The sequence below is a fragment of the Gordonia aurantiaca genome (assembly GCF_039939235.1).
Taxonomy (GTDB): Bacteria; Actinomycetota; Actinomycetes; order Mycobacteriales; family Mycobacteriaceae; genus Gordonia.
The window spans coordinates 217,877-242,228 of record NZ_JBDUUF010000005.1 but is presented as its reverse complement, the minus strand read 5'-3'; the positions used below and the strand labels follow the sequence as shown (position 1 = coordinate 242,228).

Here is a 24,352-nt window from a genome sequence, read left to right as displayed (position 1 = left end):
AGGCGGTAGCCTTTAGCACCATGAACGCAGTCCAGGAACCGCTGCACGAGCATCCCTTCGGGACGAACGTGGTGGCGATGGTGACCCCCTTCCGTCCGGACGGAAGCCTCGATCTGGACAAGGCCGCGGTCCTGGCCGACCATCTCGTGTCGAAGGGCTGCGACGGCCTTGTCGTCTCCGGTACCACCGGCGAGTCCCCGACGACCACCGTCCCCGAGAAGCTCGACCTGCTGCGAGTGGTCCTGGACGCCGTCGGCGACCGCGCCCGCATCACCCAGGGCGCCGGCAGCTATGACACCGCCGAGAGCGTGCGGTTCGCGATCGAGGCCGAGAAGGTCGGTGCGCACGGCCTGCTCGTCGTGACCCCGTACTACTCGAAGCCGCCGCAGTCCGGCATCCTCGCGCACTTCCGCGCCGTCGCCGACGCCACCTCGCTGCCGGTCCTCGTCTACGACATCCCGCCGCGCTCGGTGGTGCCCATCGCCAACGAGACCATGCTCGCCCTCGCCGAGCATCCGAACATCCGCGGGGTCAAGGACGCCAAGGGCGACCTGCACTCGGCCGCGGGCCTGATCGCGACCACCGAGCTCGAGTACCTGTCGGGTGAGGACGCGCTCAACCTGCCGTGGCTGTCGATCGGCGCGACGGGCTACGTCAGCGTCATCGGACACCTCGTGCCCGACCGTCTGCGCGAGATGCAGATCGCCGTGGAGAAGGGTGATCTCGCAACCGCGCGCAAGCTCAACATCTCGATGCTTCCGCTCGTCAACGCCATGGGACGGCTCGGAGGTGTCACCATGGTGAAGGCGGCACTGCGCATCCTCGGCCTCGAGGTCGGCGATCCGCGGCTGCCGCAGGTTCCGGCAACTGGTCCCCAGATCGAGGAGCTCATCGTGGATCTACGTGCGGCAGGTGTTCTCGCCTGATGACTGACAGCACCGGCGGCAACCAGGGCCCCGTGGTACGGCGTACGCGACGACGCGCTGCGTCCCGTAAGGCCGGGCCGCCCAGCCCGCCGCCGGTGGAGGCGGTCCCGGTGGACTCCGTACCGGCCACGACCGCGCCGGAGGCCTCCACCCGCGGCAAGACGGCTCGGCAGCCCGCCGAGGCGCCGCCGAAGCACAGCAGACAGCAGTCCTCCGGGTCGGGTTCCGGCGGCGGCCGGCGCGGACGCCACGAACGCGGCGGGGAGCGCAGCGGGGACCGTGGACGGCAGGAACGCGGCGGCGACCGCGGTCGGCAGGAGCAGGCCACGCCGGCACCGGTCGACCGCCTGGGCACCCCGCGCAAGCTGCCCAAGGGCGGCCTGCGCATCGTCGCACTCGGCGGCATCGGTGAGATCGGCCGCAACATGACCGTTTTCGAGTACGGCGGCCGGCTGCTCATCGTCGACTGCGGCGTGCTGTTCCCCGAGGACGCACAGCCCGGCGTCGACCTGATCCTGCCGGACTTCCGCTACATCGAGGACCGCATGGACGACGTCGACGCGGTGATCCTCACCCACGGGCACGAGGACCACATCGGCGCGATCCCGTTCCTGCTGCGGCTGCGCTCCGACATCCCGGTCGTCGGATCGAAGTTCACCCTCGCGCTCGTCGAGGCGAAGTGCCGCGAACACCGCCTGCGGCCCAAGCTCGTCGAGGTCCGCGAGGGGGAGCAGACCAGCCACGGCCCGTTCGAGTGCGAGTACTTCGCGGTCAACCACTCCATCCCCGACGCCATCGCGGTCGCGATCCGCACGCCGGCGGGCGTCGTGCTGCACACCGGCGACATCAAGCTGGACCAGCTGCCGCTCGATGGCCGGCTCACCGACCTCGCCGGCTTCAGCCGTCTCGGCGACGAGGGCGTCGACCTGTTCCTCGTCGACTCGACCAACGCCGAGGTGCCCGGCTTCGTCACGCCCGAACGCGAGATCGGCGGCGTGCTCGACCAGGTCATCGGCAAGGCGCGGCAGCGCGTCATCGTGGCCTCGTTCGCCAGCCACGTGCACCGCATCCAGCAGATCATCGACGTCGCGCATGCACACAACCGGCGCGTCTGCTTCGTCGGCCGGTCGATGGTGCGCAACATGCAGATCGCGCAGGACCTCGGCTACCTCTCGGTGCCCGACGGGGTCGTCGTCGACATCGACACCGCCGCAACGCTTCCCGATCACCGGATCGTGTTGATCTCGACCGGCTCGCAGGGTGAGCCGCTGTCGGCGCTGTCGCGGATGGCGCGCGGTGAGCACCGGCAGATCAACATCCGCGCCGATGACCTCGTCGTGCTGGCGTCGTCGCTGATCCCGGGCAACGAGAACTCGGTCTTCGCGGTGGTCAACGGGCTCGCCAAGCGCGGCGCCACCGTCATCACCCAGCAGTCGGCCAAGGTGCACGTGTCCGGTCACGCCTCGGCCGGCGAGCTGTTGTACCTGTACAACGCGGTGCGGCCCTCGAACGTCATGCCGGTGCACGGCGAGTGGCGGCACCTGCGCGCCAACGCCGCGCTCGCGGTCGCGACCGGCGTCGCCGAGGACCGCGTCGTGCTCGCCGAGGACGGTGTGGTCGTCGACCTCGTGGACGGTCGCGCCGAGATCGTCGGCCGGGTGCCGGTCGGCCACGTCTATGTCGACGGCCTGTCGGTCGGCGATGTCGGCGAGTCGACCCTGTCCGAGCGCCTCGTCCTCGGCGAGGGCGGCTTCATCGCGATCACCGTCGCCGTCGACGCCGTCACCGGACGCGCGGTCAGCGCCCCCGAGGTGTCGGGACGCGGTTTCTCCGACGACCCGGAGGCGCTCAAGGAGGCGGCCGACCTGGTCAACCAGGTCCTCGACGCGCTGGCCGCCGAAGGGGTCTCCGACACGCACCGTATCGCGCAGGGAATCCGCCGGGCCGTCGGGCGCTGGGTGTCCGACACCTACCGGCGCCGCCCGATGATCGTGCCGACCGTGCTCGCGGTGGGAGCCGACTGACCCCAACGATCGGTACCGTGGTCCCTGTGACCGGTGCACAGGAAGAACGGGCGGGGATCGTCGAGACGCTGAAAAGGGTCGGGCCCGACGCCCCGACACTCTGTGAGGGCTGGACCACCCGCGATCTGCTGGCCCATCTCGTCGTCCGTGAACGACGCCCCGACACCGGGCCGGGCATCCTCATCCCGGCGTTCGCCGGATACACCGAGAAGGTGCGGGTGAAGACGGCACGCCGTGAGTACGACGAACTCCTCGGCGAACTCGCCGCCGGGCCGCCGCTGTACTCCCCGTTCCGCCTCGTCGACCGGTTCGCGAACCTCGCCGAGATGTTCGTGCATCACGAGGATGTGCTGCGCGGCGGCGCCGATCCCGACGCCGACTGGACGCCACGGCCGCTGCCGGCGTCGCTGGAGGCCGAACTGCGCGCGCCCGTGAAGTCGATGGCGAGGATGACGCTGAGACACGTCCCCGCGCGGGTCACCCTGCGCACCCCCGGCGGTGAGGACCTCGTGACCGTCGGCTCCGGCGACGACGTGGTGGCGACCGGGCCGGTGGGTGAGCTGATGCTGTTCGCATTCGGGCGGAGCCCGGTCGCGGTCACGTTCGGCGGTTCGGACGCCGCGGTCACCGCCGTCCGTGAGAGTTCTCACGGCCTGTAGTGCGTGTCGCTACGCCGAAGGGTCACAACTTCGACACGCTCTCGTTATCAGTGTTGCCCATGTGACTGAAGTGAACGGTCCCGACTAGTCTGTCGGTATGGCTTCGAAGGCAAGCACGGGTACGCGCACGTCCGCGTCCAGGAGTTCGTCGAGGACGTCATCCTCCAAGACCTCGTCATCCTCCAGGACCTCGACGCGGTCCACCACGAGCGGCGCGAAGAGCACGGCAAGCCGCGGCGGTTCCGCGCGCTCGGGTCGCACCACCGCCGGCGCCGCCGCGAAGTCCCGCGGCGCCCAGTCGCGCAGCACGAAGTCGCGCAGCACGAAGTCGGGCGGCACGAAGTCGGGCGTCAGGTCCACCGCCAAGGGCCGTCGTTCGGCGACCGCGTCGCCGCGTCGGGGCAAGTCCGCACCGGCCGAGTCGGTCGACCTGCACCGCCGTTCTCTCGCCGCCGCCGGGGCGTCGGCGGTGGGGAAGGGGATCGGCGCCGGCTTCTCGTTGTTCGCCCGCGGCGTCGGGTCCGCCGCCCGGGTGGGGTCCGGCGTCGGCAAGGGGCCGCGCACCGAACAGCGTGACGACTTCGACGACGACTACGACGATTTCGATCCGGAACCCGTCGACGCCGACGACGATCTCGACTTCGACGACTTCGACGACGACAGCGGTCGTGGTGCCCGGCCTCGCGTCGCGGGTCACAGCCACCGTCGCGATGGGGCCGCGCTCGGCCTGCTCGCGTTCGGTCTGCTCGTCGCCGCGAGCGTCTGGTTCGGCGCCGCCGGCCCGGTCGGCGCGTTCATCGAGGCGCTGATCCGCGCGATCATCGGATCGGCCGCGGTCATCGTCCCGGTGGCTCTCGTGGTCCTGGCGATCGTGCTCATGCGCCGCCCGCCGAACCCGGAACGCCGCGGTCGCTATCTCGGCGGCGGCCTGCTGGTCGTGCTGCCACTGCTGGGCATCATGCACCTCATCGCGGGCGCCCCGATCGACCTGCCCGGCCGTTCCTCGGCCGCCGGCTTCGTCGGTTTTGCCATCGGCACTCCGCTCACCGCGGGTGTCACCGCCTGGGTGTCGGTGCCGATCCTGTTGCTGTGCATGGCGTTCGGCGTGCTGATCCTCAGCGGCCGGACCGTGCGCGAGGTCGTCGACGCCGCCGCCGGATGGCTCGGACTTCCGGGGGCCGGGGACGAGGAGCCGTGGGACGACGACCTCGACTGGGACGCCGACGCCGAGAACTACGAGGACCCCGACTTCGGGGACCCGGCCGACGACGACGGCGCCGACGACACCGCGCTCGCCGCTGGATCGTTCTCGTCGCGGATGACGCGTCGCCCGTACTCGTCGAATCCGTACGACAACTACCCGCCCGACGAGACCCCGTCGCCGCGCGCCTCGGGTCGCACCCGACGACCGGCCAAGATCGCCGACGTACCGGTCGCCGAGGCCCCGACGGAGAACCTCGCCGACGCGTTCACCGAACCGTTCGGCGACAACGCCCCGGACGAGAACGTCACGGAGGTCATCGGTTCGGCGGCGGCGCGGGCCACGCCGGCCACCTCCGCGCGCCGCGCGGCGAGCCCGCGGCCGGCGCGCACGTCGAAGCCCGCTCCCGAGCCGGCGGCCGACGACGAAACCTTCGCGCCGGCGGCCGACGACGAAACCTTCGCGCCGGCGGAGGCGACGAGCGACGGCGACTACATCCTGCCGCCGCAGCACCTGCTGCTCGAGGGCGATCCGCCCAAGGCCGGCACCAGCGCCAACGACGAGATGATCGAGCGGATGACCGGTGTGCTCGAGCAGTTCAAGATCGACGCCGCGGTCACCGGCTACACCCGCGGCCCGACCGTCACGCGCTACGAGGTCGAGCTCGGCCCGGGCGTGAAGGTCGAGAAGATCACCGCGCTGCAGCGCAACATCGCCTACGCGGCCGCCACCGACAACGTGCGTCTGCTCGCGCCGATCCCCGGCAAGTCCGCGGTCGGTATCGAGGTGCCCAACGCCGACCGCGAGATGGTGCGGCTGGCCGACGTGCTCAACGCACCGTCGACCCGCAAGGACAAGCACCCGCTCGTCATCGGCCTGGGCAAGGACATCGAGGGCGACTTCGTCAGCGCCAACCTGGCGAAGATGCCGCACCTGCTGGTCGCCGGCTCGACCGGCTCCGGCAAGTCGAGTTTCGTCAACTCGATGCTGGTGTCGCTGCTGACCCGCGCCACCCCGGAGCAGGTCCGGATGATCCTCATCGACCCCAAGATGGTCGAACTCACGCCGTACGAGGGCATTCCGCACCTGATCACGCCCATCATCACCCAGCCGAAGAAGGCCGCCGCGGCCCTCGCCTGGCTGGTGGAGGAGATGGAGCAGCGCTACCAGGACATGAAGGCCTCGCGGGTGCGCCACATCGACGACTTCAACGCGAAGGTCCGCTCCGGCGAGATCACCACCCCGCTCGGCAGCGAGCGCGTCTACAAGCCGTACCCGTACATCCTCGCGATCGTCGACGAGCTCGCCGACCTGATGATGACGGCGCCGCGCGACGTCGAGGAGGCGATCGTGCGCATCACGCAGAAGGCGCGCGCCGCCGGCATCCACCTGGTGCTCGCGACGCAGCGTCCGTCGGTGGACGTGGTCACCGGTCTGATCAAGACCAACGTGCCGTCGCGATTGGCGTTCGCCACCTCGTCGCTGACCGACTCGCGCGTCATCCTCGACCAGCCGGGCGCCGAGAAGCTCATCGGCATGGGTGACGGCCTGTTCCTGCCGATGGGTGCGAACAAGCCCATCCGCATGCAGGGCGCCTACATCACCGACGAGGAGATCCAGGCGGTCGTCGAGTTCACCAAGGAACAGGCCGAACCGGAGTACACGGAGGGTGTCACCACCGCGAAGGCCGGCGACAAGAAGGAGATCGACAGCGACATCGGCAACGACCTCGACGACCTGCTGCAGGCCATCGAGCTCGTCGTGTCAAGCCAGTTCGGGTCGACGTCGATGCTGCAGCGCAAGCTGCGCGTCGGCTTCGCCAAGGCGGGCCGCCTGATGGATCTGATGGAGACCCGCGGCGTCGTCGGACCGAGCGAGGGCTCCAAGGCCCGCGAGGTGCTCGTCAAGCCCGAGGACCTGCCCGGTGTCATCGCCTCGATCACCGGTGGCGGGAGCGGCGATGACGACTCCGACGCGTCGTCGGACATGTGAGGTAGCCTGGCCACAGATCCATGAGGGGAGTATCCCCACGCGGCGTGTTCCGTCAGTACGGTGCCGATCCGCGGTGATGCCGTCATCATCGCCCGGCACCCGGAGCGCCGGCCACCGGTTCCGACGGCCCGGGGCCCGATGTATCGGGTTCCGGCATGTCGGTAGTCACGGTGGGAGAGACCTCTGGCTCGACAGCTCACGCTGCCCGGTGGAGGATAAATGGATGTCTCCCTGTCCGTCTGGCTGATCACCGTCGCGGTGATCGGCGGACTGTTCCTGTTCGACTTCGTCGCCCATGTCCGCACCCCGCACGCCCCGAGCCTGAGGGAATCGGCCACCTGGTCCGCGGTCTACATCGCCCTCGCCGTCGCGTTCGGCGCCTTCGTCTGGTGGCAGTGGGGCGCGACCTCCGGCGGTGAGTATCTCGCCGGCTACGTCACCGAGAAGGCGCTGTCGGTCGACAACCTGTTCGTCTTCGTCATCATCATCGCGCGGTTCGCGGTGCCGCCCGAGTACCAGCAGAAGGTGCTGCTGCTCGGCATCGTGATGGCGCTCGGCATTCGGGGCGTGTTCATCGCGGTCGGCGCGGCCGCGATCAACGCCCACAGCTGGGTGTTCTACCTGTTCGGCGCGTTCCTGATCGCCACCGCGGTCAAGCTGATCCGGGAGAGCGACGACCCGGTCGAGCACGAGGTGCAGCGGGAGAGCCGCCTCGAGCGGTTCGTGCGAGAGCACCTGCGCACTCACGACTCCTACGACGGCGACCGGCTGGTCACCCGGATCGACGGACGCCGTCTGGCGACGCCGATGTTGACGGTGCTGATCGTCATCGGCTTCACCGACGTGTTGTTCGCCCTCGACTCGATCCCGGCCATCTACGGTCTGACCTCCGAGCCCTACCTGGTGTTCACCGCCAACGCCTTCGCACTGATGGGCCTGCGGCAGTTGTACTTCCTGCTCGGCGGGCTGCTCGACCGGCTCGTCTATCTGTCGATCGGGCTGTCGGTCGTACTCGCGTTCATCGGCGCCAAGCTGGTGCTCCACGCGCTGCACGAGAACACGCTGCCGTTCGTCAACGGCGGCGAGCACGTGGCCGTGCCGGAGATCTCCACGCCGGTGTCACTGTCGGTGGTCGTCGGCGTGCTGGTGGTCACGACGGTCGCGAGCCTCATCCGGTCGCGCCGGCCGGCTCACTCCGGGAACGGGCCGAAGACCTGAGTCCACTCGTCGATCTCGACGGCATCGACCGCCTGGTGGGCCTGGAACGGGTCGTTGGCGAGGAACGCCTCCGCCGCGCCGAGGTCGGCCGCCCTGATGATGATCAGTGCGCCCGTGCCATCCGGGTACGGGCCGGCGACGAGCACGTTGCCCGCCTCGAACTCCTCGCCGAGCCACTGCCGGTGGGCCGGGCGGTGCTCGTCACGCAGCGCGGCCTTGGCGGGGTGGTAGGTGTACTGGACGGCGAAGAAGGGCATCGGTTCACTCCTGCTGGTCGAGGGCCTGCTGATCGAGGTGGGCCAACATGCGCGTGTTGCCGAGCGTGTTGGGTTTGACGTAGCTGAGGTCCAGGAACTCCGCGACGCCCGTGTCGTACGAGCGGCACATCTCCTCGTACACCTCGCGGGTGACCGGGGTGCCCTGGATCTCCCGGAAGCCGTGCCGGGCGAAGAACTTCGTCTCGAAGGTGAGCACGAAAACCCGGGCGAGTTCGAGCTCGCGGGCCATGTCCATCAGTCGGCCGACGATCTTGTGCCCGATGCCGCGGCCGGCGAACGCGGGGTCGACCGCGACGGTGCGGACCTCGCCGAGATCGGCCCAGAGGACGTGCAGTGCACCACATCCCACGACCAGCCCGTCGAGGTCGGCGACCCAGAACTCCTGCACCGACTCGTACAGTGTGACGAGGTTCTTCTCCAGCAGGATCTTGCCGGCGTACTGGTCGATCAGTTCCTTGATGCGCGGTACGTCGGAGGTCCGGGCGCGTCGGACCACGACCTCTGAGGCGGTGGGTTCCGAGGCGCTTGGTTCCACTGACATGGGAACTCACCTTAGTCCTGTGGATGTGCCCGCGTCGCACGCGTGTCGGCCCGGTTGACCTCGTCCGCGGTACGGGCCGATACCCTGTTGATCGTGCGTATGAGAATTCCCGTGTACCGCGGAACCCGTCCGCGCCCGGGGGTGTGCTCATGACCGATCGCATCCGTCGCGCCGTCGACGAGAACATCCGTCGGCCCGTCGACGAGAAGGGCATCGCGAACGTCGGCCGCGGGCCCGACCACATCACCGACCCGGTCGACCCGGTGCCGGTGCTCAACATCGCCAACGTGCTGACCGTCTTTCGGATCGTCCTGGTTCCGGTGTTCCTGGTCGCGCTGTTCGTCGACGGCGGCGAGTCCACGCTGTGGCGTTCGATCGCGACCGCGGTGTTCGCGATCGCCGCACTCACCGACCGCTACGACGGGCATCTCGCGCGCGCACGCGGACTCATCACCGACTTCGGGAAGATGGCCGACCCGATCGCCGACAAGGCCCTCATCGGCGGTGCGCTCGTGGGGCTGTCGGTCCTCGACATCCTGCCGTGGTGGGTGACCGCGGTGATCATCGCTCGGGAACTGTGGGTCACCGCCCTGCGTTTCTGGGTGCTGCGCCACAAGGTGATCCCCGCCAGCCGCGGCGGAAAGCTCAAGACGCTGTTGCAGTCGCTGTCCATCGGGATGTACCTGCTGCCGTTCGGCCCGGGCTGGGAGATCGCCGCCGGCGTCGTCATGGGCCTCGCGCTGATCGTCACCGTCTACACCGGTCTCGACTACACCTGGCAGGCCGTACGGGTCCGCGCCGACGCGGGCGCCTCGGACACCCGCGCGAACGGATCCGAGGCCGGCGGATCCGCCGTGAGCGAACAGGACACGACACCTTCGGGACGGGGCGCCGGGGGAGCGGGCACGGGCCGCTGAGTTCGACTACTGTCGCAGACAACCGCGGCGCGGGAACGATCCGGCCGCGCGAGGCGTTCGAGTGACAGCGAACGTTTCGCCGGTCGGCCAGTACTGGGAGAGGAGACTCGATGGCGATGCTCTTACGTGAGGCGCTCGGCGAGAGCCTGCGTCGGGTCCGCACGCAGCAGGGCCGCACCCTGCGCGAGGTGTCCACCGGGGCCCGGGTCAGCCTCGGGTACCTCTCCGAGGTCGAACGAGGTCAGAAGGAGGCGTCGAGCGAGCTGCTCGCCGCGATCTGCGACGCACTCGACGTCGAGATCGCGGATCTGTTGCTCGACGTCGGCAACGCGATGCGTCCGGACGAGACCATGCGTCCCGCCGAGCCGGTCGGTGCGACGTCCGACGCCGACGCGGGCCTGAGCGCAACCAAGGTCGTCATCCCGGCTCCTTCGGGTCATCGCGAGACGACCGCACTCGCCGCCGCCTGATGGGATCCCGGCCTGATGGTCGACCCCGTCTGAATGACCGACGGCGCGCGAGTCGCCCTACAGGGAACCCTCACCCGATAGATTGGTCGAAGGAGTTCTCTCGTATCCCTGTGTTTTCTCGCCTACCCCTGAATGGAGTGACCTAGAGCCATGGCGAACCCGTTCGTGAAGTTGTGGAACTATCTGAAGGCCCTCGGCAACGCGAAGATCGACGAGCACGCGGACCCGAAGATCCAGATCCAGCAGGCGATCGAGGAGGCCCAGCGCCAGCACCAGGCGCTGTCGCAGCAGGCGGCGTCGGTCATCGGCAACCAGCGCCAGCTCGAGATGAAGCTCAACCGGCAGCTCGAGGAGGTCGAGCGCCTGCAGGCCAACACCCGCCAGGCACTGACCCTCGCCGACCAGGCCGCGGCCGCCGGTGACACCCAGAAGGCCACCGAGTACACCAATGCCGCAGAGGCGTTCGCCGCGCAGCTGGTGACCGCCGAGCAGAGCGTCGAGGACCTCAAGACCCTTCACGACCAGTCGCTCCAGGCCGCCGAGCAGGCCAAGAAGGCCGTCGAGCGCAACGCGATGATCCTGCAGCAGAAGCTCGCCGAGCGGTCCAAGCTGCTCAGCCAGCTCGAGCAGGCCAAGATGCAGGAGCAGGTCAGCGCATCGCTCAACCAGATGAGCGAGCTGGCCGTGCCCGGCAACACCCCGAGCCTCGAGCAGGTGCGCGAGAAGATCGAGCGCCGCTACGCCAATGCGCTCGGCTCGGCCGAGCTGGCCCGCAACTCCGTCCAGGGCCGCATGGCCGAGGTGGAGCAGGCCAGCGTCCAGATGGCCGGCCACTCGCGTCTCGAGCAGATCCGCGCCAGCATGCGCGGCGAGCTGCCGTCGTCGGCGGGCGCCACCACACCGCCGCTGCAGAAGGGCGAGCCGGCCACCCAGGCGACCCCGCCGACCACCGAGCCGCCTGCGCAGAACTGATCTCCGAGATCCGATCAGAGTGCATGTAGCACTCGTCGCGGGTTCCGACGCCGGTCACGCGTTCCCGGCATTCGCCCTCGCCGAGCGGCTGATGGCCGCCGGCGAGCGGGCCACCGTCTACACCGGGCTGAACTGGTCCGACGCCGTCCGGCACCGGGGCATCGACCTCGCCGAACTCCCGGGCCTGGCGGCCACCGAGTCCGACGACGACACCGACGCCGGTGACAAGTTGAGCGCCCGTGCCGCGCGCATGGCGCAACTGTTGGCGCCCGTGCTCGCCGACGCCGGCGTCGATGTGGTCGTCTCCGATGTCATCACCGTCTGCGGGGGATGGGCCGCCGAGCTGTGCGGCCTGCCGTGGCTCGAACTCTCCCCGCATCCGCTCTACCTCCCGTCGAAGGGGTTGCCGCCGGTGGGCTCGGGTCTCGCGCCCGGCATCGGGCTGCGCGGCCGGTTGCGGGACGCCGCGATGCGCGCGGCGACCGCCACCTCCATCCGCAAGGGGGAGCGGCAGCGTGCCCTCGCCCGCACGACCGTCGGGCTGCCCGCCGACGACCCGGGCCCCGACGCGCGGCTCGTCGCCACGCTGCCCGGTCTCGAGGTGCCGCGGCCGGACTGGCCCGCCGACGCCCACCTCGTCGGCCCGCTGATCTGGGAACCCACCGACGACCGCTTCACCGAGCCACCCGGTGACGACCCGCTCGTCGTGCTCGCCCCCTCGACCGCCCGGACCGGGGCCTCGGACATGGTCGCCGTGGCCCTCGAGGCGCTGTCGGAACCCGTGCTCGGGCGGCGCGTCCGGGTCGTCGTGTCGGGTCTCCATCGCCCGTCCGACGAGGACCTGGCGCGGTTCGGCGCCGACGACCGGATCGTTGCGGGCCTCGGTCGCCAGGACGGGATCCTGGCCGGTGCCGACGTGCTGGTCTGCGGTTCGGGGCACGGCATCCTCGCCAAGGCGATGGTCGCCGGGGTACCCGTGGTCGCCGTCCCCGGCGGCGGCGACCAGTGGGAACTCGCCAACCGTGTCCGACGCGCCGGAGCGGGGTGCTGTGTGCGTCCGCTCACCGTCTCCGAGGTCGCCGGCGCGGTACTCGCGGTGCTCGACGACCCGGCTATCGGACGGCGCGCGCGGGAGATCGGCGACAGTGTCGTCGACACCGTCGACCCGGTCGCGGTCACGCGGAGGGTGCGGGCCGAACGGGTTAGGGTGGGGCAATGCGCCTGACCGAGTTCAACGAACTGATGACCACCGAATTCGGTGTGGCCAAGGCGGATTCGATCCTCGTCGACCACGTTCTGATGGAGTTCGGCGGCCGCACCGGGGCCCAGGCGATCGAGGACGGCGTCGACCCCCGCGACGTCTGGGTGGCGATCTGCCGCGACTTCGACGTGCCGCGCAGCCGCTGGTGACACGCCGCGCGTGTCATGCTTGCGATCGAACACGTGTTCGTTCATGCTGAAGGCCAGACGGAACCGCGCGGTCGCCCGCTGCGTCTGAAGTATCGGCGGCGCGTCTGGGAGAAGTCGGTGGGGTCCACCAGATTGTCGGACCCCCTCGATACCTTTCAGGCATGAACGCCCGGACCACACCGACCACCCGCCGGAAAACCGGCTCACAACCGAGGAGAACTCCCATGGCAGCTGCGCCCCAGGACCGTGAGAAGGCCCTCGATCTGGCCCTCGCCCAGATCGACAAGAACTTCGGCAAGGGGTCGGTGATGCGGCTCGGCGAGGAGACCCGCCAGCCGATCGAGGTCATCCCGACCGGGTCCATCGCCCTCGACGTCGCCCTCGGTATCGGCGGCCTGCCCCGCGGCCGCGTGGTGGAGATCTACGGTCCGGAGTCCTCGGGTAAGACCACCGTCGCGCTGCACGCCGTCGCGAACGCGCAGGCGCAGGGCGGCATCGCGGCGTTCATCGACGCCGAGCACGCACTCGATCCCGACTACGCCGCGAAGCTCGGTGTGGACACCGACGCCCTCCTCGTGTCGCAGCCCGACACCGGTGAGCAGGCTCTCGAGATCGCCGACATGCTGATCCGTTCGGGCGCACTGGACATCCTGGTCGTCGACTCGGTCGCCGCGCTCGTGCCCAAGGCCGAGATCGAGGGCGAGATGGGCGACAGCCACGTGGGTCTGCAGGCCCGCTTGATGAGCCAGGCGCTGCGTAAGATGACCTCGGCCCTCAACCAGTCGAAGACCACCGCGATCTTCATCAACCAGCTGCGCGAGAAGATCGGCGTGATGTTCGGCTCGCCCGAGACCACCACGGGCGGCAAGGCCCTGAAGTTCTATTCGTCGGTGCGTCTGGATGTCCGCCGCATCGAGACCCTCAAGGACGGCACCGAGGCGGTCGGCAACCGCACCCGCGTCAAGGTCGTCAAGAACAAGGTCGCCCCGCCGTTCAAGCAGGCCGAGTTCGACATCCTCTACGGTCACGGCATCTCCAAGGAGGGCTCGCTGATCGACATGGGCGTCGCCGAGGGCTTCATCCGCAAGTCGGGTTCGTGGTTCACCTACGAGGGCGATCAGCTGGGCCAGGGCAAGGAGAACGCCCGCAAGTTCCTGATCGAGAACACCGACATCCGCGACGAGATCGAGAAGAAGATCAAGGAGAAGCTGGGCATCGGCCCGACCGTCGACGCCGACGACATCGCACCGGCGCCGGTCGAGTTCTAGCCAGAAGTTCTCCAGGACGGACAGTGAACGAAGCACCGGACCCCGGGCAGACGAAGCGACGGCGGGATGCAGATCCCGACCGCAAGGGACCCAGCGCATGGGACTCCGCGCTCCGCCTGCTCGGGGTCCGCGCGCGTTCCCGGCAGGAGATGCGGGAACGGTTGACGCGCAAGGGATTCGATGCCGACACCGTCGACGAGGTGATGGCTCGGCTCGACCGGCACCAGCTGCTCGACGACGCCGACTTCGCCGCCGAGTGGGTGCGGTCACGCCATCAGAACTCCGGCAAGGGGCGGGTGGCGCTCAAGCACGAGCTGCGCAACAAGGGCATCGCCGAGTCGATCATCACCGACGCCCTGAGCGACATCGACCCCGACGACGAACGTGAGATCGCCGCGCAGCTCGTCGCGCGCAAGCTCACCCCGACGGTCGTCGAACGGATAGCCGGCGACCGCGCCGAACGGGACAAGACGATGCGACGTCTCGTCGGGTTCCTCGTCCGGCGCGGTTACCCGCAGTCGATGGCGTTCGACGTCGTGGGGGAGGCGCTTATGGGTTTCCAGGGCAGCTGAACGCCTCGCCGGTTGAGTCGTTCCAGTCCGAACGCCTACAGAACTCCCGATACGGTAGTTGTCCGTGCCAGGCCCGTAGAGTCCTGCGACCTGGGAGACCGTCAGCGAGTGGGGTGGCTGTCACGGCTGAGTCATAGCGCCTTGGGGAGCCTGATGATGTCGTAGCTCTCACCGTTGCCGCGAGAGTCACCATCAGTGAGGGCGACATACTCGATCTGAGCAGCCTTGGGGACCTCGTAGAGGAACCACACCTCGTCGGAGAAGCCCGGCTGCAGTTCGTCGTTCCGCTCTTCGCGGTCGAAGTTCTGCTGGATTGCGTAGTTTTCGTGGATGGTGTTAAAGAGACGATCCTGCTGATCGCTGAGAACAACTGCGGCGATGTACAGCCTGTTCTCGGGAGTTCTTCCGATGTTCTCCACATTCGCATGGAGAAGGATGAACTTGGCGTTTGGCTTGGGCGACACGGAGACGTAACCGCTCGATCCATCGCTGGCATCGTACTTGGTGATGGTGGCGGGGCTCTCGGCGCTGATCAGAGTGAACTTCACGTCTCCGTTGGTGATGGGCTGGTTGAGCCCGTACACAGCCGACGCCGACGTTGTCGTGGTGGTCGTGGTGTTGTTTCCGTACACCGCTTCGGAGTTGGTGGCATCTGCGACATTGCTGGATGACCTGGACGACGTGTCTTCCTTTACCACGGCTGCGGTGACCAGAGAGGCCACCAGACCGGTGATTGCGACCAGCGCGAAGGTGAAGAGCGCCAGAACTGGCAACGACATGGTCACCTTCGTCTTCTGACCAGCCTGCTGTGGAGGATTCTGATGTGGGTTCGGGGGGAAGGAGCCTCCGGGAGGAAACTGACCCTCAGGATTGGGGGTGTTGATGGTCATCTCTTCATCGTAATTCGGACAAATCGTTACCTTGGCTGGGCGTCAGAGAAGGTTCTCCGATGCGGCCAGCTCGGCCTTCTCCGGATCGGCAGGCGCGGCCGACGACCGGCTGCCCTGACGCAGGCGCCGCTCGACGTAGGTCGCCAGCTTCGACAACCCGAAGTTGATGCAGATCATGATCGCCGCGACCACGATGAGCGCCGGGATGTAGTTGCCGTACCGCGACGCCGACAGCAGGCCGCTGCGCACGACCTCCGCGTAGCCGATGATGTAGCCGAGCGCGGAGTCCTTGAGCGCCACCACCATCTGCGAGATCAGTGCCGGCATCATCGCCGTGATCGCCTGCGGCAGCAACACGATGCGCATCATCTGTGACTTCCGCAGACCCAGTGACAACGACGCCTCGGTCTGGCCCTTCGGCAGCGAGTTGATCCCCGACCGCAGGATCTCGGCCATGACGGAACCGTTGTAGAGCGTCAGGCCGGTGACGACGGCGGCGAACGCCAGCATCGACGACGGGAAGATGCCGTACACGGCGAACAGGAACCAGGTGAACACCATCAGGATGAGCACCGGGATCGCGCGGAACACCTCGACGAAGAAGCCGGAGACCGCTCGCAGCCATAGGTGCTCGGACAACCGGCCGATGCCGAGGAGCGCGCCGAGCACCAGCGACAGCACGATCGAGACCGCGGCCGCCGCGAGCGTGCGCCACAGGCCCGGCAGGATGTAGCCCGTCCAGGTCGACCAGGTGACGAACGGACTCCACTTCTCGGCGGTGAACTGCTCGTTGGAGGCGAGCACCGCGATCACATAGACCAGGGCCGCCACCAGCAGTCCGATGAAGACGACCGCCGTGACCCGGTTGCGGGCCCGCGCCCGGGGGCCGGGGGCGTCGTAGAGAACGGTTGATTCGGCGCTCATCGCTTCACCGCCAGTCGCTTGGCGAGGTAGCCGAACACGGCTCCCTCGGCGAGGGTGATGATCATGAAGCCCACGGCGATCACGCCGAAGATCACGAACAGTTGGTCGGAGAACGTCTCGATCTCGGTCTTCATCAGGGCCGCCGCCTCGGCGACACCGATGACCGACGCGATCGTGGTGTTCTTCGTCAGCGCGATCAGCACACTGCCCAGCGGCCCGATCACCGAGCGGATGGCCTGCGGCAGCACGATGATCCCGAACACCTGGGTGAAGGACATGCCCAGCGACCGCGCCGCCTCGGCCTGACCCAGCGGGACGGTGTTGAAACCGGACCGCAGTGTCTCGCACACGAAGGTGGACGTGTAGAGCACGAACGCGAGGACCGCGAGCCAGAAGTTGTTCGACTTGATCGTGGGCGCGAAGGTCAGGCCCAGGTTCTGGTAGAGGCCGATCGCGCAGAACAGCACGACGAGGGTCAGCGGGGTGTTTCGCACGACGTTCACGTAGACGTTCGCGAAACCGCGCATGATCGGGACGGGGGAGACCCGCATCGCCGCGAGGACGGTGCCCCAGACCAGTGAGCCGATCGCGGAGTAGAAGGTCAGCTGGATGGTCACCCAGAAGGCAGGCCACAGCTGCGGCCCCATGCTGTCCCACAGAGAGGCGTCATTCATCGATCTCTCCTCTCACTTGAGCCCGGCCGGGCACGGCTTCGACGGTGAATCGAGGAAGTCGAGGTCGCCGGGAACGGGTAGGTACGGGAATTTCGAGTCGGGTTCGTCGGCGCGCGCGATGATCTCGTCGACGTAGGCGTTGCCGAGGTTGTCTCGCAGGGCCTTGTTCCAGGCGGACTCGCCGCCGCCGACGGGGGTCAGCATCTCGTCGAGCGCCTTGTTGATCGCCTCGACGGCCTGCTGGTCGCCGAGTGCCACACCGACGCCGTAGCGCTCGGTGGAGAACGGGCTGCCCGCGGTCTTCAGTGCGTCCTTGACGCACGCGTCCTTCAGATAGGTCATCGTGACGAGCTTGAACTCGCCCTTCCAGAAGTTGGAGTACCCGGCGAGGATCGCCTCGTCGGTGGTCAGGGCGTCGACCTTGCCGCGGCGCAGCGCCTCCACACACGCCGAGTACGAGTCGTACTCCTGCAGTTGGACGGTGGGCAGCTGGGCCTTGACGTTCTGCGCCGACGTCGATCCGGTGACCGAGCAGAGCTTCTTGCCGTTGTCGAGATCCTCGAGCCTGGTGATCGAGTTGTCGTCCGCGCGGACCATCAGGCCCTGGTACGTCTGCAGGTAGGGGCCTCCGAAGGAGACCTTCTTCGCGCGGGCGGAGGTGATGGAGTAGGTGGCGGCGATCAGGTCGACCTCGCCGTTGTCGATCATCGCCTCACGACGCGCCGACGGGGTCTCGCGCCAGGTGACCTCCGGGTGGTCGACGCCGAGCTCGTCGGCGATGTGGTTGACCACGTAGCGGGCGACCGTGGCGTCGAAGCCGGTGACGTTGCCGTCGGGCTCGTACAGGCCGAGGCCCGGCTGGTCGAACTTGACGCCGAGGATCACCTTGCCGTCGCGGATCGAGTCGAGCAGGTTGCGCGGTTCGGTGCTGCCGCAGCCCGACAGCAGGCCGGCCAGCAGCGCGCCGACGGCGACGACCACGGCCGCGGTGTATGTCGTTCTCGTCTGTCCTCGTCCGCGCATCAGTGCCCCAGGATCTTGCCGAGGAAGTCACGTGCCCGCTCCGACTTCGGGGCGGTGAAGAAGGTGTCGGGGTCGGAGTCCTCGACGATCGCGCCGTCGGCCATGAAGATCACCCGGTCGGCGGCCTTGCGGGCGAAGCCCATCTCGTGGGTGACCACGAGCATGGTCATGCCCTCCTTCGCGAGGGCCACCATGACGTCGAGGACCTCGTTGACCATCTCCGGGTCGAGGGCCGAGGTCGGCTCGTCGAACAGCATGATCTTCGGGTCCATCGCCAGCGAGCGGGCGATGGCGACGCGCTGCTGCTGACCGCCGGACAGCTGAGCCGGGTACTTGTCCTTCTGGCTGGCGATGCCGACGCGCTCGAGGAGTTCGAGCGCTCGCGCTGTGGCCTCGGCCTTGGACTTCTTGCGCACCTTGATCGGTGCGAGGGTCACGTTCTCCAGGATCGTCTTGTGGGAGAACAGGTTGAAGGACTGGAACACCATGCCCACGTCGGCGCGAAGGCGCGCGAGATCCTTGCCCTCCGAGGGGAGCAGCTCACCCTGGATGCGGATCTCACCCTCGTCGATGGGTTCGAGGCGGTTGATCGTGCGGCACAGTGTGGACTTGCCCGACCCGGACGGGCCCAGGACGACCACGACCTGTCCGGCCGGGACCTCGAAGTCGATGTCCTTGAGAACGTGCAGCGAGCCGAAGTGCTTCTGCACCCCGCGCATCGAGATCATCGGTCCGGACCGGGGGTCCGCGGACTTGCTCGGTGAAACGGTCATTCTGGCACCCTAGCGAAATTTCGTGCCGCTTCGTGGTGTGGGTCACCTCGGTGCGTCGCGGGAGGTCGGAGCGGTCGGAGGCCGTGTGCGGACGGCGGTGGTGGGGGACGGCTCGCCCGTCACGGCGATTTGCATCGGCCCCGTACCCTGGGAGGAGTGAGTATCGAGTTGTCGGATCGGCCTGACGAGGCCGCATCGACCCTGCAACCCCGCAGCTATCAGGTCCGGACCTACGGCTGCCAGATGAACGTCCACGACTCCGAGCGCATCGCCGGATTGCTCGAGGACGCGGGTTACGTGCGGGCCGACGACGACGCGGACGCCGATCTCGTGGTGTTCAACACCTGCGCCATCCGTGAGAACGCCGACAACAAGCTCTACGGCAACCTCTCGCATCTCGCGCCGGTCAAGTCGCGCCGGCCCGGCATGCAGATCGCCGTCGGGGGCTGCCTCGCGCAGAAGGACAAGGACGCCGTCATCTCGAAGGCCCCCTGGGTCGACGTCGTGTTCGGCACCCACAACATCGGGTCGCTGCCGGCGCTGCTCGAGCGCGCCCGGCACAACTCCGAGGCCCAGGTCGAGATCCTCGACTCGCTGGAGCGCTTCCCGTCGACGCTGCCCGCCAAGCGCGAGTCGGCCTACTCCGGCTGGGTGTCGGTGTCGGTCGGCTGCAACAACACCTGCACGTTCTGCATCGTCCCCTCGCTGCGCGGCAAAGAGGTCGACCGCCGCCCCGGTGACGTGCTCGCCGAGGTGCAGGCCCTCGTCGACCAGGGTGTCCTCGAGGTGACCCTGCTGGGGCAGAACGTCAACGCCTACGGCATGTCGTTCGCCGATCCCGACCAGCCGCGCAACCGCGGCGCGTTCGCCGAGCTCCTGCGCGCCTGCGGCGACATCGACGGTCTCGAACGCGTCCGGTTCACCTCGCCGCATCCGGCGGAGTTCACCGACGACGTGATCGAGGCGATGGCACAGACGCCGAACGTGTGCCCGCAACTGCACATGCCGCTGCAGTCCGGTTCGGACCGCATCCTGCGCGCGATGCGTCGCAGCTACCGGCAGACCAAGTTCCTCGGCATCCTCGACAAGGTCCGGGCGGCCATGCCGCACGCGGCGATCACCACCGACATCATCGTCGGTTTCCCGGGGGAGACCGAGGAGGACTTCCAGGCCACCCTCGAGGTCGTCGAGCGCGCCCGGTTCTCGTCGGCGTTCACCTTTCAGTACTCGCCGCGTCCCGGCACGCCGGCCGCAACGATGCCCGACCAGGTGCCACCGGACGTCGTCGGTGAGCGCTACCAGCGGCTCATCGCGTTGCAGGAGAAGATCTGCCTCGCGGAGAACCAGAAACTGATCGGCAACGAGGTGGAGCTGCTCGTCGTCGCCGACGAGGGGCGCAAGTCCGCCAAGACCCAGCGCATGACGGGCCGCGCCCGCGACGGTCGCCTCGTGCACTTCACGCCCGGCGATGCCGCGGGGTCGATCCGTCCGGGCGACGTCGTGCACACCGTGCTCACCGACGCCGCACCGCACCACCTGATCGCCGACGCCGGAGTGCGGTCGCATCGCCGCACCCGCGCCGGTGACGCCTTCGAGCAGAGCCGCACCCCGACGACCCCGCCGGTCGGCGTGGGCCTCGGTCTGCCGAAGATCGGTGCGCCGGCACCCGCGCCGGCCGAGTCCGGCTGTGGCTCGTGCGGCTAGCGCACGCCGAAAACCCTGGTCTCACACGATGAATCGAGGCGATGACATGTCCGAGAACCCGGACCCCACCACTCCCGGCGCCGCCGACGTGGACGCGTTCCAGGCCTACGAACGCGATCTGCGGAAGGCCGAGCGCAAGGTCGCCGGCGAGATCGACCCGGGCGCCCGCGCACTGGTCGTCGCCGTCGCCGTCCTGGTGGCGATGGTGTCGCTGGTGCTGCCGCACACGGGCTCGGCGACCGGGCTCGACGTGCTCGCCTACACCACGGAGGCGCAGGCCGAGCGCGTCACCATCGTCTCCCGCATCTTCGTGTACCTGGTGACCTTCTTCGGCATCGTCGCGTCGATGCTGGCGCTATTGACCCGACGCTGGGTGCTCGCGTGGGTCGCCCTGTGCGGCTGCGCGATCGCCTGCGTCGCCGGGATGCTCGCCTGGTGGTCCCGCAACACCCCGGGCGTGGGCGGCGTCGAGCCGCCGTCGGGCGTCGGGGTCGGCCTGGTCCTGGGCTGGATCGCGGTGTTCGTGCTGACGTTCCACTGGTCGCGCGTGGTGTGGGCGCGGTCGTCCTACCAACTCGCGATGGAGGCCGAACGGCGTCGCCAGGCCGCCGAGCAGGAGGCCTATGCCACCGCGCTCTACAAGAAGAACCCCGACGCCCAGGCCTGATCTCGGGCACTGAGCGCCGGGGTCTCGGCGGTCTCTTCTCTCAGCGGTCGGAGATGGCGCTCTGCGCCGCCTCCGCCCACTCGCGCCACTGCGCAGCCTGCTCACGCAGCTTCGCCGCGTCGCGGTCCTTGCCCCGCTCGGCGGCCTTGCGCGCCTGCTCCTCGAGCTGTTCGGCCCGCTCGACGAACTGGGCGGCACGCGCCTGCGCCTCCGGGTCGGTTCGCTGCCACTGCGCCTCCTCGGCGTCGCGAATACGCTTCTCGAGGGCCCGGGCCCGCGACTCGAGCGAGTGCATCTGATCGCGCGGCACCTTCCCGATCTCGTCCCACCGGTCGCGGAACGCCCGGAACTCGCGGCGCGCACCCTCGAGATCGGCGTCGGGATCGATCGCCTTCTCGGCCGCCTCGAGGAGTTCGAGCTTCGCCTTCGCGTTCGCCTGGTACTCGGCGTCACGCTCCGACGTGGCGGCGTTGCGGGCACTGAAGAACACGTCCTGGGCGGCCTTGAACCGCTGCCACAGCGCCTCGTCGGTGTCGCGGGGAGCACGGCCGGCGGCCTTCCACTCCTGTAGCAACTCCCGGAATCGTGCGGAGGTGGGACCCCAGTCGGTCGAGGAGGACAGCTCCTCGGCCTGCTTGATCAGCGCCTCCTTGCGCTCCTTCGCACCGGCCCGTTCACGATCGAGTTCGGCGAAGTGCGCCCCACGACGCCGGTTGAAGGCGTCCCGGGCCTTGGCATAGCGCTTCCACAGGGCGTCGTCGGTCTTGCGGTCGACACCCTTGATCGTCTTCCACTCCTCGAGGATCTCGCGGAGACGATCGCCGGCGTGCTTCCAGTTGGTCGCCTCGGCGCCGATCTTCTCGGCCTCCGCGGCCAGCTCCTCCTTGCGGGCGATCGCCGCGGTACGGGCCTTCTCGCGCTCGGCCTTGATGGACTCGGCGACCTCGTCGGCGCTGCCGACGATGGCCTCCAGCCGGCGCTGCAGGGCGGCGACGTCGCCGATGACGTGCGCGTTGGGGAGTTCCTCGAGCAGGTGTCTGGCCGCGGCCTGCGCCTTGCGGGGATCGCCGGACCGCGCGGTCAGGCGCTCCTCGAGGACCTCGACCTCGGTCGCGAGATCGTCGAAGCGCCGCGCGAAGTGGGCGAGGCCCTCCTCGATGGTGCCGGCCTGCCAGGAACCGATCTCGCGTTCACCCTCGGCGGTCTTCAGCCACACGACACCCGACTCGTCGATGCGTCCCCACCGGTGTGGGTCGCCCGCGCTGATGTGGGGGACGACGGGTTCGTGCGCGCCCGGCCGCGGGCCGGGCTTCGGGCGGGGCCCGGGCTTCGGGCGGGGCTTGCTGGTGCCGACCGGCTCGGTGCCCTGGGTAGCCGGTGACGGGTCGATCGGGTTGGTCATGTGCGTGTCCTGCCGCTCATTGGTGCCGCGCGTCACGGCTGCCGGTCGCTTGGTCGAGTCTCGCGGGGGCATCGTATCGTCCCGCGATCGCCGACAGTACGGATCCATTCAAGCAGTTCAGGCGTGTGCGTGTGGCGTGCGCGCCGAGTCGGCGGGTCGGCGTCGCGGGCGGTCGACTAGCGTCGTGGTGTGCTTGCGGTCGTCGTCTTCGTGCCGAGTGCTCCGTTGCTGGTACCCGAGTTGGCCGGTCCGGGCGCGTTCGACACCGAGCCCGTGCGGACGGCGGTCGACGACGCGGCCGGTGACGGACGCGCCGCCGGGGTCGACCGTTGGGTTCTCGTGGGGGCGTCGGACGAGCCGGTGGCGGGGGTCGTCCGGGAGTCCGGTTCGGGCGGGTTCGGTCGCTTCGGGGTGGACGTGCGTGTGCATCTGAGTGACGACGCCGGTCCGCGCATGAGCCTGGCCGCGCTCATCGGCGCCTGGGTGCGCGAACGGGCGGGCCTGGGGCCGGCGGAGCCGTTCACCGTCGGTCGCGAGACGGCCCCCGCGGAGTGTGCCGCGCTCGGGGCCGAACTCGGGCGGCGGCTGCGCGACTCCCACGACCGGGCGGGTCTGCTCGTCGTGGGCGACGGCTCGTTCGCGCTGACCCCGAAGTCGCCCGGCGGTGCGCGCCGCGACTCCGCAGTCGCTCTCAACGATTCGATCGTCGCCGCGATCGACGACGCGGACACCCGGGCACTCGCCGCCCTCGACCCGGCGGCGTGTGCGGCCGAAGGAGTCGGCGGACGGGTGGCGTGGCAGGTCGCCGCCGCGGCCGTCGACCAACAGGACAGCACCGTGGTCGCCAAGACCCGCTACGCCGACGCGCCGTTCGGCGTGGGGTATGTCGTGGCCACCTGGACCCTCGACGACCGGTCATGAGCGGTGCCCGACCCCGCCCGATCGCTGTCGTCGGACCGACGGCCAGCGGCAAGTCCGAGCTGGCCCTCGACCTCGCGGAGCGTCTCGGCGGCGAGATCGTCAACATCGACGCGATGCAGCAGTACCGCGGCATGGACATCGGCACCGCGAAGCTGCCGGTGGCAGAACGCCGCGGTATCCCGCACCACCAGATCGACGTCCTCGACGTCACCGAGATCGCAACCGTCGCCCGCTATCAGCGGGCCGCGACCGCCGATGTCGAACGGCTGCTCGACGCCGGGCGCGTGCCCGTCATCGTCGGCGGCTCGATGATGTACATACAGGGCCTGCTGGACAACTGGCGGTTCCCGGCCACCGACCCGCAGGTCCGCGCCCGCTACGAGGCGATGCTGGCGAAGCGGGGAGTGGCGGCGATGCACGAGCTGCTCGCGGGTGTCGACCCGGCCGCCGCGTCGACGATCCTGCCCACCGACGGCCGCCGCATCGTGCGCGCGCTCGAGGTGGTCGAACTCACCGGACAACCGTTCGCGGCGTCGCAGCCGAAGATCGGCGAACCCCGGTGGGGCACGGTCATCCTCGCGCTCGACCGGGACACCGCCGAACTCGACGAGCGGATCCGGCTGCGGACCCGCCTGATGTTCTCCACCGGTCTCGTCGACGAGGTGAAAGCACTGTGCGACAAAGGATTGCGCGAGGGGCGCACCGCGTCGCAGGCGATCGGCTACAAGCAGGTGCTCGCCGCGCTCGACGGCGAGTACGACCTCGCGCAGGCCGAGGAACTCACCTTCATCGGCACCCGCCGCTACGTGCGCCGGCAGCGGTCGTGGTTCCGGCGCGACCACCGTGCGATCTGGCTCGATGCCGCCGCCGAGGACCTGGCCGACCGTGCACTCGAAGCGGTGCGGGTCGCAAAGTAGTCTGGACGG

The 24,352-nt window shown here is 69.0% G+C and carries 25 protein-coding genes; 16 read left to right on the top strand and 9 right to left on the bottom strand.

Annotated elements, in window-relative coordinates:
- Positions 1–20: 20 nt before the first annotated feature.
- Genes dapA through ABFT43_RS12390 form a run of 3 tightly spaced genes read left to right on the top strand, consistent with a single transcriptional unit; the run spans position 21 to position 3,609 of the window.
- A complete protein-coding gene (gene dapA / locus ABFT43_RS12400; RefSeq protein WP_347960638.1) occupies positions 21–926 on the top strand; it encodes a 4-hydroxy-tetrahydrodipicolinate synthase in 906 nt (301 codons plus the stop codon).
- Positions 926–2,950, top strand: a complete 2,025-nt coding sequence (locus ABFT43_RS12395) for a ribonuclease J (RefSeq protein WP_347960637.1) — start codon at positions 926–928, stop codon at positions 2,948–2,950. Before dapA ends, ABFT43_RS12395 begins: the two co-directional genes overlap by 1 nt.
- Before the next feature lie 26 nt (positions 2,951–2,976).
- A complete protein-coding gene (locus tag ABFT43_RS12390; protein WP_347960636.1) occupies positions 2,977–3,609 on the top strand; it encodes a TIGR03085 family metal-binding protein in 633 nt (210 codons plus the stop codon).
- 84 nt (positions 3,610–3,693) lie between these two features.
- On the opposite strand, the gene ABFT43_RS12385 is transcribed toward ABFT43_RS12390, so the two are convergent.
- Complete coding sequence (locus tag ABFT43_RS12385) at positions 3,694–3,969, bottom strand: hypothetical protein (RefSeq protein WP_347960732.1); 276 nt, start codon at positions 3,967–3,969, stop codon at positions 3,694–3,696.
- 172 nt (positions 3,970–4,141) lie between these two features.
- Between ABFT43_RS12385 and ABFT43_RS12380 the strand changes: the two genes are divergently transcribed.
- Together ABFT43_RS12380 and ABFT43_RS12375 are read left to right on the top strand one after the other, a co-directional pair.
- Positions 4,142–6,802 carry an FtsK/SpoIIIE family DNA translocase gene (locus ABFT43_RS12380; RefSeq protein WP_347960731.1) on the top strand — a complete coding sequence of 887 codons (2,661 nt, stop codon included), beginning with the start codon at positions 4,142–4,144 and terminating at the stop codon, positions 6,800–6,802.
- A gap of 219 nt (positions 6,803–7,021) precedes the next feature.
- Positions 7,022–8,020, top strand: coding sequence for a TerC family protein (locus ABFT43_RS12375; RefSeq protein ID WP_347960635.1), 999 nt, complete (start codon positions 7,022–7,024; stop codon positions 8,018–8,020).
- Here the strand turns inward: ABFT43_RS12375 and ABFT43_RS12370 are convergent.
- Both ABFT43_RS12370 and ABFT43_RS12365 read right to left on the bottom strand, forming a co-directional pair.
- A complete protein-coding gene (locus tag ABFT43_RS12370) occupies positions 7,993–8,277 on the bottom strand; it encodes a YciI family protein (RefSeq protein WP_347960634.1) in 285 nt (94 codons plus the stop codon). The genes ABFT43_RS12375 and ABFT43_RS12370 overlap by 28 nt on opposite strands.
- Before the next feature lie 4 nt (positions 8,278–8,281).
- The gene (locus ABFT43_RS12365; protein ID WP_347960633.1) at positions 8,282–8,839 is read right to left on the bottom strand and encodes an amino-acid N-acetyltransferase; all 558 of its coding nucleotides are present in this window, start codon (positions 8,837–8,839) and stop codon (positions 8,282–8,284) included.
- A gap of 149 nt (positions 8,840–8,988) precedes the next feature.
- Here ABFT43_RS12365 and pgsA point away from each other — a divergent pair, with 149 nt between their 5' ends.
- From pgsA to ABFT43_RS12330, 7 genes are all read left to right on the top strand, one after another.
- A complete protein-coding gene (gene pgsA / locus ABFT43_RS12360) occupies positions 8,989–9,756 on the top strand; it encodes a CDP-diacylglycerol--glycerol-3-phosphate 3-phosphatidyltransferase (protein WP_347960632.1) in 768 nt (255 codons plus the stop codon).
- A gap of 110 nt (positions 9,757–9,866) precedes the next feature.
- Positions 9,867–10,226 carry a helix-turn-helix domain-containing protein gene (locus tag ABFT43_RS12355; RefSeq protein WP_347960631.1) on the top strand — a complete coding sequence of 120 codons (360 nt, stop codon included), beginning with the start codon at positions 9,867–9,869 and terminating at the stop codon, positions 10,224–10,226.
- Between the two features lie 150 nt (positions 10,227–10,376).
- Positions 10,377–11,198 carry a PspA/IM30 family protein gene (locus ABFT43_RS12350; RefSeq protein ID WP_347960630.1) on the top strand — a complete coding sequence of 274 codons (822 nt, stop codon included), beginning with the start codon at positions 10,377–10,379 and terminating at the stop codon, positions 11,196–11,198.
- Positions 11,199–11,217: 19 nt separating this feature from the next.
- Entirely contained in the window at positions 11,218–12,423 is a 1,206-nt protein-coding gene (locus tag ABFT43_RS12345) for a glycosyltransferase (protein ID WP_347960629.1), read from the top strand.
- The gene (locus tag ABFT43_RS12340; protein ID WP_347960628.1) at positions 12,414–12,608 is read left to right on the top strand and encodes a DUF3046 domain-containing protein; all 195 of its coding nucleotides are present in this window, start codon (positions 12,414–12,416) and stop codon (positions 12,606–12,608) included. The genes ABFT43_RS12345 and ABFT43_RS12340 overlap by 10 nt, the downstream gene beginning before the upstream one ends.
- A 224-nt stretch (positions 12,609–12,832) precedes the next feature.
- On the top strand, positions 12,833–13,876 hold the full coding sequence (gene recA / locus ABFT43_RS12335; protein ID WP_347960627.1) for a recombinase RecA: 1,044 nt from the start codon (positions 12,833–12,835) through the stop codon (positions 13,874–13,876).
- A gap of 23 nt (positions 13,877–13,899) precedes the next feature.
- Positions 13,900–14,448 carry a regulatory protein RecX gene (locus ABFT43_RS12330; RefSeq protein ID WP_347960626.1) on the top strand — a complete coding sequence of 183 codons (549 nt, stop codon included), beginning with the start codon at positions 13,900–13,902 and terminating at the stop codon, positions 14,446–14,448.
- 131 nt (positions 14,449–14,579) lie between these two features.
- Here ABFT43_RS12330 and ABFT43_RS12325 read toward each other — a convergent pair whose 3' ends face one another.
- Genes ABFT43_RS12325 through ABFT43_RS12305 form a run of 5 tightly spaced genes read right to left on the bottom strand, consistent with a single transcriptional unit; the run spans position 14,580 to position 18,687 of the window.
- Positions 14,580–15,338, bottom strand: a complete 759-nt coding sequence (locus ABFT43_RS12325; RefSeq protein WP_347960625.1) for a hypothetical protein — start codon at positions 15,336–15,338, stop codon at positions 14,580–14,582.
- A 42-nt stretch (positions 15,339–15,380) separates the two neighbouring features.
- Complete coding sequence (locus ABFT43_RS12320; protein WP_347960624.1) at positions 15,381–16,262, bottom strand: amino acid ABC transporter permease; 882 nt, start codon at positions 16,260–16,262, stop codon at positions 15,381–15,383.
- Positions 16,259–16,936, bottom strand: coding sequence for an amino acid ABC transporter permease (locus ABFT43_RS12315; RefSeq protein ID WP_347960623.1), 678 nt, complete (start codon positions 16,934–16,936; stop codon positions 16,259–16,261). Before ABFT43_RS12315 ends, ABFT43_RS12320 begins: the two co-directional genes overlap by 4 nt.
- Positions 16,937–16,948: 12 nt before the next feature.
- The gene (locus ABFT43_RS12310; RefSeq protein WP_347960622.1) at positions 16,949–17,959 is read right to left on the bottom strand and encodes a glutamate ABC transporter substrate-binding protein; all 1,011 of its coding nucleotides are present in this window, start codon (positions 17,957–17,959) and stop codon (positions 16,949–16,951) included.
- Complete coding sequence (locus ABFT43_RS12305) at positions 17,959–18,687, bottom strand: amino acid ABC transporter ATP-binding protein (RefSeq protein ID WP_347960730.1); 729 nt, start codon at positions 18,685–18,687, stop codon at positions 17,959–17,961. The genes ABFT43_RS12310 and ABFT43_RS12305 overlap by 1 nt, the downstream gene beginning before the upstream one ends.
- Before the next feature lie 213 nt (positions 18,688–18,900).
- Between ABFT43_RS12305 and miaB the strand changes: the two genes are divergently transcribed.
- A complete protein-coding gene (miaB, locus tag ABFT43_RS12300; RefSeq protein WP_347960729.1) occupies positions 18,901–20,436 on the top strand; it encodes a tRNA (N6-isopentenyl adenosine(37)-C2)-methylthiotransferase MiaB in 1,536 nt (511 codons plus the stop codon).
- Positions 20,437–20,482: 46 nt separating this feature from the next.
- The gene (locus ABFT43_RS12295; RefSeq protein ID WP_347960621.1) at positions 20,483–21,103 is read left to right on the top strand and encodes an Rv2732c family membrane protein; all 621 of its coding nucleotides are present in this window, start codon (positions 20,483–20,485) and stop codon (positions 21,101–21,103) included.
- Between the two features lie 40 nt (positions 21,104–21,143).
- Here ABFT43_RS12295 and ABFT43_RS12290 read toward each other — a convergent pair whose 3' ends face one another.
- Positions 21,144–22,505, bottom strand: a complete 1,362-nt coding sequence (locus ABFT43_RS12290) for a DUF349 domain-containing protein (RefSeq protein WP_347960620.1) — start codon at positions 22,503–22,505, stop codon at positions 21,144–21,146.
- A gap of 189 nt (positions 22,506–22,694) precedes the next feature.
- Here ABFT43_RS12290 and ABFT43_RS12285 point away from each other — a divergent pair, with 189 nt between their 5' ends.
- Together ABFT43_RS12285 and miaA are read left to right on the top strand one after the other, a co-directional pair.
- The gene (locus ABFT43_RS12285; protein ID WP_347960619.1) at positions 22,695–23,426 is read left to right on the top strand and encodes a class III extradiol ring-cleavage dioxygenase family protein; all 732 of its coding nucleotides are present in this window, start codon (positions 22,695–22,697) and stop codon (positions 23,424–23,426) included.
- A complete protein-coding gene (gene miaA, locus ABFT43_RS12280; protein ID WP_347960618.1) occupies positions 23,423–24,343 on the top strand; it encodes a tRNA (adenosine(37)-N6)-dimethylallyltransferase MiaA in 921 nt (306 codons plus the stop codon). Before ABFT43_RS12285 ends, miaA begins: the two co-directional genes overlap by 4 nt.
- The last annotated feature ends 9 nt before the right edge of the window (positions 24,344–24,352 follow it).